The sequence below is a fragment of the Janthinobacterium algoris genome (assembly GCF_051380935.1).
Lineage (GTDB): Bacteria > Pseudomonadota > Gammaproteobacteria > Burkholderiales > Burkholderiaceae_D > Janthinobacterium.
Map to the genome: position 1 here is coordinate 36,033 of NZ_JBNYXZ010000030.1, position 8,815 is coordinate 44,847.

The window sequence follows — 8,815 nt, forward strand, 5'->3', positions numbered from 1 at the left end:
TGAAGGAAATTCAGTTGAGCGACACGCGTGCGGCGTTCGCGAAGTTTTCCGTGCCGGCGACCACCACCTTGTCGCCCAGTTTCAAGCCGTCGAGGATTTCCACGGCCGAGACACTGGTCGCGCCCAGTTTGATCGGCGTGCGGATGGCCACGCCGTCGCGCACGACGTAGGCGAAACGGCCACCTTCGGCTTCGACGAAGGAGCCGCGCGCCAGCATCAGCACATTCGGTTTTTCATCGATCAGCAGGCGCGCCGCCACGCGCTGGTTTTGGCGCAGGCCGGCCGGCTGCGCGCCATCGAAACGCACGCGCGCCAGCACCTGGTTTTTCACCACTTCGGGCGACAGCGCCGACAACTTGCCGCTCGCCTTGATGACGCCCGTTTCGATCTCGGCGCGCATGCCCAGGCCCATGTCGGCGACATAGGTTTCAGGCACCTCGAGCTCGACTTCCAGCTGCGACAGGTCGACCAGGGTCATCAGGGCCGTGTTGGCTTGCACCACGCTGCGGTTGGCCACCGACAGGGTGCCGATAAAGCCGTTGACGGGCGCGCGCACGGTCAATTCATCCACCCTGCGCTGGGCGTTGTCGCGCACCAGGCGCTGGCGTTCGAGTTCATTGCTTTTCGTTTTCAGGGCCAGGGTCACGTCTTCCCCCTCCAGTCCTGCCGCCTGGGAAGCGTGCTTGCTGCGGATGTCGGCCGAATTCAAGGCATCCTTGGCCTTCTGGTAATCGATCTTGGCGATGATGCCGACCTGCGCCACGCTTTCATAGCGTTCCAACGTGCGCTGTGCCGACAGGCGCTCGATTTCGGCCGTATCGGCTTCACGCCGCGCCAGCAGTTTTTGCTTCTTGGCCAAAATCTGCTGGCGCGCCACTTCCGCCTCCAGCTGCTGCACGCTCGATTGTTCGCGCTTGAGGGCGTCGGACAGGTCCGGCGACTCCAGCACGGCCAGGATGTCGCCTTTCTTCACGGTGTCGCCCGCTTTTGCTTTCAGCGTGACAGTGGCCACCGTGGTCGAATACAGCGTCGGGCTGATCGAGGCGACCACGCGGCCAGTGACGGCGGCGTCGCGGATCAGGGTGCCGCGCGTGACGTCGGCGATGCGCAGGCGGCTGCTGTTGACGGAATGCTCGCTGTTGCGCCAGCCGGCAACGACAGCGATGGCGGCGCCGATGACGATGACGGCGCCGGCCAGCACCAGGGCGCGTTGCTTGTGGCGCTGGCCCGGCGGGGCGGACAGTACGGCGTCTTGGGAGGAAGTATCGCGGATCATGGTCAGGTCTCGTGAAGGATGCCTTTTCCAATGCATGATCCGTGCCAGTTATTAAGTCGTTGATTTGACTGGAAAAAAATTCGGGCGTCCGCTTGTCCGCCGTGTCCGCGCCGTCCAGCATGTCCGTTCGCGCAGGTTGCACTTGATAAATTGGCAATCGCCTGCATCTGCTGTGACGACTCTTTTTTGACTCCCCCCAGGCGCCATGCATCCATTTCTCCAGCATCTTTTCCCTGCCCGTGCCTCTGCGCCGCCGCTCGATTACCCTTTCTCACGCGGCGACGTGGCGATGCTGCAGCGGCTGACGGGCGCGGCGCCATCGCTCGATGGCCAGACCTGGAACGAGCTGCTGCTCGACCAGTATGCGGCGCAGCTGGCGCGCGAGACCAGCATCTTCGGCCAGCAGGAGCTGCATCGGCGCTTGAGCGGTGGTCAGGCCGATCCTGCCTCCATTGCGCGCGTCCGGCGATTGCTGGACGATCCGGCCCGGGCGACCAGCTTGCAGCGCGCCTGCCTGCCCTTGCGTCAGGCCGATACGGAAGTGAGCGAGACCCTGTTCGGTGCGGCGCTGGTATCGGCACCCTGGTGGAGTGCCTGGCTATGGCTGGTGCCGCTGGCCCTGTTGCTGGCCATCGCCGCCAGCTGGCTGGTGGGTTGGCCAGCGTTGTTTTGCGTGCTGGCTGCCTGTGTTGCGCTGATGACCGTGCAGGTGCGTTTTTACGAAAGCGCCAAGCTATGGGAACGTACGCTCGATACCTTGCGCCACCTGCTGAAAACCCGTGCCGCGCTGGCGCGGCTCGATGTGCCGGCAGCCTTGCCATTGGCTGCCGGCGGCGCGCAAACGGCCAAGCTGACGCGCGCCATCGAGCGCTCGCTGCTGCGTTACCTGCCTTTCGTCGATATGCTGCTGGTCGAGTATGGCGACTGGCTCCTGCTGAAAAACGTCAAGCGCTACTTCCGCACGCGCCAGCTGGTGGCGCAGCAGCTGCCCTTTTTGCGCGACAGCTTTATCCAGGTGGCCCAGCTGGAAGCGGACCTGGCGCTGGCGCGGCAGCTGCGTGCGGCGCCCGTGTTTTGCTGGGCCGGCACTGCGGCGCCGCGCGCGCTGGCCTTGCAGGGCATGCTGCATCCCTTGCTGGAGAACGCCGCGCCGTTGTCGTTCGGCGTGCAAGGCAAGGGGGGCTTCATCTCCGGCCAGAACGGTATCGGCAAGAGCACCTTGCTGCGTTGCATAGGCTTGAACCTGGTCTGCGCGCGGGCCTTTGGCTTTTGTCATGCGGACAGCGCTGATGTGCCGCGCCTGGCCGTGTATGCGAGCATGCAGAATGAAGACTCTCTCGATGGCGGCGAAAGTTTATATATCGCTGAATTGCGGCGCGCGCGCGAATTGCTGGCGCTGGCCGAGGGCGGCGCACCGGCGCTGTTCCTGATCGACGAGATTTTCCGCGGCACGAACCACCTCGAATCGGTGGCGGTGGCCGCCGCCGTGCTGCATTCCCTGGCCGCGCGCCATTTGGTCATCGTCTCGTCGCACAACCTGGTGCTGGGGCCGCTGCTGGAAGACTGCCTGGCGCCATGGTGCGTGCGCCGCGATGACGCCGGCCTGCTGCTGCTGGCGCCCGGCGTGCTGCAGGCCACGAATGGCATCGCCCTGCTGGCGCAGCGCGGTTTTGACGCCGCTATTGCGGACAAAGCCGGGCGCGTCTTCGACTGGCTCAGCACGCACATGGCGCAACCGGCCGATTGCGGCGGCGTGCTCGAACGGGCTTGATGACCGCGCGCTATTTTTCTTGCTTTTCCGGCGTGCTCTTGTCGATCACTTCGCGGCAATCGCCACGAATGATGGCGTTGTCGTAATTGGTCCAGCCGTAGCTGTCGACATAGCGCTTGTGCTGCTTGAAGCGGGGGCTGGCGATGCTCCATTCGGGCTGTTCGCCGGCAAAACGGATGTCGCCCAGGTCGAGCAGGGTGTGGAACATGTTTTCCGTCGACAGGCGTGCCTTTTGATGGCGCTGCAGCTGCGTCACCTTGTCCGGATAGCGCTGCTGGAATTGCGGCGAGTACCAGACGAAGGCGGGCACGTGGAATTCGTACTGCGTGTTATGTCCATGGAAGGCCAGGCGGCAGGTGCCGTCGTACAGGGTCTGGCCATGGTCGGCCACGTAGACGAGCGAGCTGCGCAGGGCAGTGCGCTGGCCATCGTCCTTCAGCATGCCGATCACGTTCGACAGGAACCAGTCCGTGTACAGGATGGAACTGTCGTAGCTGTTGTTCAGCTGTGGCTTGATGGCCGTGTCCGTGTAGACGGGCTTGTAGACGCCGAACAGCGACGGCTGCCACTTGTCGAATTGCTTGGGGTAGCGCTGGCTGTAGTTCCAGTGGCTGCCCAGCGTGTGCAGCACGATGAGTTTTTTCGGTGCCGGGTCGGCCAGCGCGTTCTTGAACGGATCGAACAGGATCTGGTCGAAATTCGAATTGTTGGTAAAGCCGCCCAAATTCAGGAATTGCACCACGTCCGCTTCCTTGGCAAACACTGACACGGGCGTGTCGAACTGGCCGAACGAGATCTGGTTCGACAGCCAATAGGTCTTGAAGCCCGCTTCCTTGTAGGCGGTGAGGAAGGATTTTTCCGAGAACCCATCCTTGAGGCTTTGCGTGGCCGGCTTGCGCGAGATGATGACGGGCACCGACAGGCGCGTAGCGGAAACGGCCGTGATGACATCGGCCAGCGGCACCAGGTTGCTTTCCTGTTTCAGCAGGGGATTGGTGTCGCGCTCGTAACCGTTCAGGCTCCAGCGGTCGTAGCGCGACGATTCGCCGATCACCATGACCACCACTTCCGGATGGGGATCGGGATGTTGCTGGTGCGCGCCGAAACGGAAGCTGCTGCTTTTCTGTCCCAGCTCGGCCAGGTATTTGCGCTCCTTGTAGAAATCGAAGCCGCGCGCGGCCAGGCCGAAGGGCCAGGAATTGCTGACGGTGTCGAAGGCGTAGGGCAGGCGCGCCCAGTGGGGCAGGCTGGGCCAGCCCAGGCCCGTTTCATCGGCGCCGGCGATGCTGGCGTTCTCCGGCTTGCTGCTCTCGTCGTCTTCCTCTGTCGCCTCGTCGTCGGCCGAGCTGGCATCGCCGAAGCCGGAGGCGCCCGCCTTGGCGCTGGCCGCCGGCGTGCTGGCTTTGGCCGGCGCGCCGGCGCGATGCAGGGCCTTGGCGTCGAAACCGAATTCGTAGCCATACCACCAGAAGCCACCCAGCAGGACCAGCAGCAGGAAGGCGACCGGGCGCGTCTTGCCAGTCCAGTTCAGGTCGCGCGTGCGCGTGGCCGCCAACCAGCTGACAGCACACCAGGCGATCACGCCCAGCATGACAGCGCCCATCAGCCACACTTTTTGTCCCAGGAATTCCATCGCTTCCTTGGGGCTGGTTTCGAAGATGATGCCCAGGTGGTGCGTGGAAATGCCCTGGCCGTAGAAGATGAACAGGTAGATTTCCGTCGGCAGGGCCAGGAAGGCGGGCACCAGCAGCCAGTGGAAATACGCGGGGCGCTGGAACACGCTCCAGACGGTCAGCCAGGCCAGCAGCTCGAAGGTGAGCATCTGCCAGGGATGTTCGAGTGCACGCCCCAGCAGCGTGGGAACGAAGGGCACGGCCGTCAGCAAGGCATACGTCAGGAGCAGGAACAGATTGGCGGGGCGAAGCAAAGTGCGCATAAAGGAGGGCAGCGAAAAATGTCCGCTATTATCAATCCTTTTCTTGTCTTGCGGTCATACAAGAATACGCGCGTCCGATACTTGGCCACAGGGAAAGAATGCCAAATCATCAATCGCTCCGGCACGCCGGCGCCCGCGCTCTGCGGCCAAAGATTATTCAAAATGCCACAAAAATGCCGGTTTTTTGCCTTTTTTTATAGCAAAAAGCGGTAAACTGATTGACCCCCTGTAACACAAGGTCTAGACTAGCGAGTTCTCGATTTTATTCTGCTCATCGTTTACGTATTGCTTGGCACTTTTTGGCCGCTCCTGATCGAGTGGCTGCGGGCGCCTCCGGTGCGCAGTAGATGAAAGCGGGACGAGGTTTTAGTCGCCGGGCATCTTGCCCGGGTTATTAATCGTAGTTTTTTGTTGGATTTATAACGATGCCAACCATCAATCAATTGATTCGCAATCCACGTGTCGCTTTGACCGTGAAGAGCAAATCGCCGGCGCTGGAAAACAGCCCGCAAAAACGTGGCGTCTGCACACGTGTTTACACCACGACTCCAAAGAAGCCTAACTCGGCTCTGCGTAAAGTCGCTAAAGTTCGCCTGACCAATGGTTTCGAAGTCATTTCGTACATTGGCGGTGAAGGCCATAACCTGCAAGAGCATAGTGTTGTGCTGTTGCGCGGCGGTCGCGTCAAGGATTTGCCGGGTGTGCGTTACCACATGGTTCGCGGTGCCCTGGATACCCAAGGCGTTAAAGACCGTAAGCAATCGCGTTCGAAGTACGGTACCAAGCGCGCTAAAGCAGGCAAGAAGTAATAAGTTGTACGCAGCAAACCCAAGTTTCGCTCAGTGGCAACTAGCTAAGTGAATGTAGTCGACCGCATCTGGTCGAGTAAGTGGAAGACTATGATGGTCGTCCGCGAGTGTGCGAAGAACGCGCGCTCAACTGAAGATTGAAAGGAATTGATATGCCACGTCGTCGTGAAGTACCCAAGCGCGAAATTTTGCCAGATCCAAAATTCGGCAACACTGATGTCGCTAAATTTGTAAACGTGCTGATGCTGTCCGGTAAGAAATCGGTTGCAGAAAACATCATCTACGGTGCTTTCGAGCACATCGCAGCAAAATCGGGCAAAGATCCGCTCGAAGTTTTTGCTACCGCAATCAACAACGCCAAGCCGCTGGTTGAGGTGAAATCCCGTCGCGTCGGTGGTGCAAACTACCAGGTGCCGGTCGAAGTTCGCCCAGTCCGTCGTATGGCGCTGTCCATGCGTTGGTTGCGTGAAGCTGCTAACAAGCGCAGCGAAAAATCGATGCCACAACGCCTCGGCGGTGAGCTGATGGAAGCGGCTGAAAGCCGCGGCGGCGCGATGAAAAAACGCGACGAAGTCCATCGTATGGCTGAAGCGAACAAAGCGTTCTCGCATTTCCGCTTCTAATATAAAGCCAGCTACCGCAAGGTGGCTGTCAAGCATCTGTTGTTCGAGGCCGGGCTCATTTTTGCAAAAAAATGCTGCTCGGTTTTGTCCATTCATTTAGGATTAATTATGGCCCGCAAGACCCCCATTGAGCGCTACCGCAATATCGGTATCTCCGCTCACATCGATGCAGGTAAGACGACCACCACCGAGCGCGTTCTGTTCTACACGGGCGTGAACCACAAGCTGGGCGAAGTCCATGATGGCGCTGCCACCACCGACTGGATGGCGCAAGAGCAAGAGCGCGGCATCACGATTACCTCGGCTGCTGTTACGTGCTTCTGGAAGGGCATGGCAAACAATTTCCCTCCACATCACATCAACATCATCGACACCCCAGGTCACGTTGACTTCACCATTGAAGTAGAACGTTCGATGCGCGTGTTGGATGGCGCCTGCATGGTTTACTGTGCAGTCGGCGGCGTGCAGCCACAATCGGAAACGGTTTGGCGTCAGGCTAACAAGTACAAAGTGCCACGTCTGGCCTTCGTGAACAAGATGGACCGTACCGGCGCCAACTTCTTCAAGGTCTACGATCAGATGCGTTCGCGCCTGAAGGCCAACCCAGTGCCTATCCAGATGCCTATCGGCGCTGAAGACCTCTTTACCGGTGTTATCGATCTGGTCAAGATGAAAGCGGTCATCTGGGATGACGCTTCGCAAGGCATGAAGTTTGAATACGGCGAAATTCCTGCCAACCTGGCTGCTGAAGCTGCCAAGTGGCGCGAAAACATGGTTGAGGCCGCTGCTGAAGCGTCCGAAGAACTGATGAACAAGTACCTGGAAGAAGGCGAACTGTCGGAAGCCGAGATCAAGGCTGCTCTGCGTCAGCGTACCATCGCCAGCGAAATCGTTCCAATGCTGTGCGGTACCGCCTTTAAAAACAAGGGCGTACAAGCAATGTTGGACGCGGTGATCGAGTATCTGCCATCGCCAATCGACATTCCACCTGTCCCAGGTCTGGACGAGGACGAGCAGCCAGTTGAGCGCGCAGCCGACGACAATGAGAAATTCTCGGCATTGGCGTTCAAGATCGCAACCGATCCGTTCGTGGGTCAGTTGTGCTTCATCCGCTGCTATTCGGGCACGTTGAATTCGGGCGATTCGGTCCTGAACTCCGTGAAGCAGAAGAGAGAGCGTATTGGCCGTATCGTGCAGATGCAAGCCAATGAGCGCGAAGAAATCAAGGAAATGCGCGCTGGCGACATCGCTGCCGTCGTGGGTCTGAAAGACACCACCACTGGCGATACGCTTTGCGACGAAAAGGCAAGCGTGGTTCTGGAGCGCATGGTCTTCCCTGAGCCGGTGATTTCGCAGGCAGTCGAGCCAAAAACCAAGGCCGACCAGGAAAAAATGGGCCTGGCGCTGAACCGTCTGGCAGCAGAAGATCCATCGTTCCGCGTGCGTACCGATGAAGAATCGGGCCAGACCATCATCGCCGGTATGGGCGAGTTGCATCTGGACATCATCGTTGACCGCATGAAACGCGAATTCAACGTTGAAGCGACCGTCGGCAAGCCACAAGTGGCTTACCGCGAAACGATCCGTAAAGTGTGCGAAGAGTCGGAAGGCAAATTCGTCAAGCAATCGGGTGGTCGTGGTCAATACGGTCACGTGGTTCTGAAGATCGAACCGCAAGAACCGGGCAAGGGCTTCGAATTCGTTGACGCGATCAAGGGCGGTACCGTTCCTCGCGAATACATCCCTGCAGTTGAAAAAGGTGTGCGCGACACGCTGACTTCGGGTGTGATGGCTGGTTACCCAGTTGTTGACGTGAAAGTCACGCTGTTCTTCGGTTCGTACCATGATGTTGACTCGAACGAAAATGCATTCCGCATGGCCGCTTCGATGGCATTCAAAGATGGCTGCCGCAAAGCATCGCCAGTCATCCTGGAGCCGATGATGGCCGTGGAAGTGGAAACACCGGAAGACTACGCCGGTACCGTGATGGGCGATCTGTCGTCGCGTCGCGGCATGGTACAAGGTATGGATGAAATTGCTGGTGGTGGCGGCAAGATCATCAAGGCCGAAGTGCCTCTGTCGGAAATGTTCGGTTACGCCACATCGTTGCGTTCGTCGACCCAAGGTCGTGCGACTTACACGATGGAATTCAAGCACTATGCTGAAGCACCTAAGCATGTGACTGAAGCAATCGTAAGCTCGAAAGCTAAGTAATAGAAGTTCCGGGCCGGCTTTCACGAGAATGCCGGTCCCTACATTTAAATCATTGTTCTAAGGAAGAATAAAATGGCAAAAGGTAAATTCGAACGGACCAAGCCGCACGTCAACGTCGGCACCATCGGCCACGTCGACCACGGTAAAACCACGCTGACCGCTGCAATCGCAACGGTTCTGTCGAAG

Annotated in this window: 7 protein-coding genes; 5 read left to right on the forward strand and 2 right to left on the reverse strand. The window is 59.2% G+C overall.

Going from position 1 to position 8,815, the window contains the following annotated elements:
• Positions 1 to 10: 10 nt before the first annotated feature.
• A complete protein-coding gene (locus ACQ4W7_RS28165; protein WP_426074965.1) occupies positions 11 to 1,276 on the reverse strand; it encodes an efflux RND transporter periplasmic adaptor subunit in 1,266 nt (421 codons plus the stop codon).
• 205 nt (positions 1,277 to 1,481) lie between these two features.
• On the opposite strand from ACQ4W7_RS28165, the gene ACQ4W7_RS28170 reads away from it, so the two are divergent.
• Positions 1,482 to 3,047 carry a MutS-related protein gene (locus ACQ4W7_RS28170; RefSeq protein WP_436535004.1) on the forward strand — a complete coding sequence of 522 codons (1,566 nt, stop codon included), beginning with the start codon at positions 1,482 to 1,484 and terminating at the stop codon, positions 3,045 to 3,047.
• Positions 3,048 to 3,057: 10 nt separating this feature from the next.
• Here ACQ4W7_RS28170 and ACQ4W7_RS28175 read toward each other — a convergent pair whose 3' ends face one another.
• Positions 3,058 to 4,983, reverse strand: a complete 1,926-nt coding sequence (locus ACQ4W7_RS28175) for a phosphoethanolamine transferase (protein ID WP_436535006.1) — start codon at positions 4,981 to 4,983, stop codon at positions 3,058 to 3,060.
• A 425-nt stretch (positions 4,984 to 5,408) separates the two neighbouring features.
• Between ACQ4W7_RS28175 and rpsL the strand changes: the two genes are divergently transcribed.
• From rpsL to ACQ4W7_RS28195, 4 genes are all read left to right on the forward strand, one after another.
• A complete protein-coding gene (gene rpsL, locus ACQ4W7_RS28180) occupies positions 5,409 to 5,792 on the forward strand; it encodes a 30S ribosomal protein S12 (protein WP_010394376.1) in 384 nt (127 codons plus the stop codon).
• A gap of 152 nt (positions 5,793 to 5,944) precedes the next feature.
• On the forward strand, positions 5,945 to 6,415 hold the full coding sequence (gene rpsG / locus ACQ4W7_RS28185) for a 30S ribosomal protein S7 (protein ID WP_010394377.1): 471 nt from the start codon (positions 5,945 to 5,947) through the stop codon (positions 6,413 to 6,415).
• Positions 6,416 to 6,523: 108 nt separating this feature from the next.
• Positions 6,524 to 8,629: an elongation factor G gene (fusA, locus tag ACQ4W7_RS28190; RefSeq protein ID WP_426074968.1), complete on the forward strand. Its 2,106-nt coding sequence runs from the start codon at positions 6,524 to 6,526 to the stop codon at positions 8,627 to 8,629.
• Between the two features lie 72 nt (positions 8,630 to 8,701).
• Positions 8,702 to 8,815: GTP-binding protein (locus ACQ4W7_RS28195; protein ID WP_204317187.1), on the forward strand; the 114-nt coding region annotated here is incomplete at its 3' end.

Coding starts and splice junctions, on each gene's coding strand:
- ACQ4W7_RS28175 (WP_436535006.1), bottom strand. CDS start 4,983: ATGCGCACTTTGCTTCGCCCCGCCAATCTGTTCCTGCTCCTGACGTAT.
- rpsL (WP_010394376.1), top strand. CDS start 5,409: ATGCCAACCATCAATCAATTGATTCGCAATCCACGTGTCGCTTTGACC.
- fusA (WP_426074968.1), top strand. CDS start 6,524: ATGGCCCGCAAGACCCCCATTGAGCGCTACCGCAATATCGGTATCTCC.
- ACQ4W7_RS28165 (WP_426074965.1), bottom strand. CDS start 1,276: ATGATCCGCGATACTTCCTCCCAAGACGCCGTACTGTCCGCCCCGCCG.
- ACQ4W7_RS28170 (WP_436535004.1), top strand. CDS start 1,482: ATGCATCCATTTCTCCAGCATCTTTTCCCTGCCCGTGCCTCTGCGCCG.
- rpsG (WP_010394377.1), top strand. CDS start 5,945: ATGCCACGTCGTCGTGAAGTACCCAAGCGCGAAATTTTGCCAGATCCA.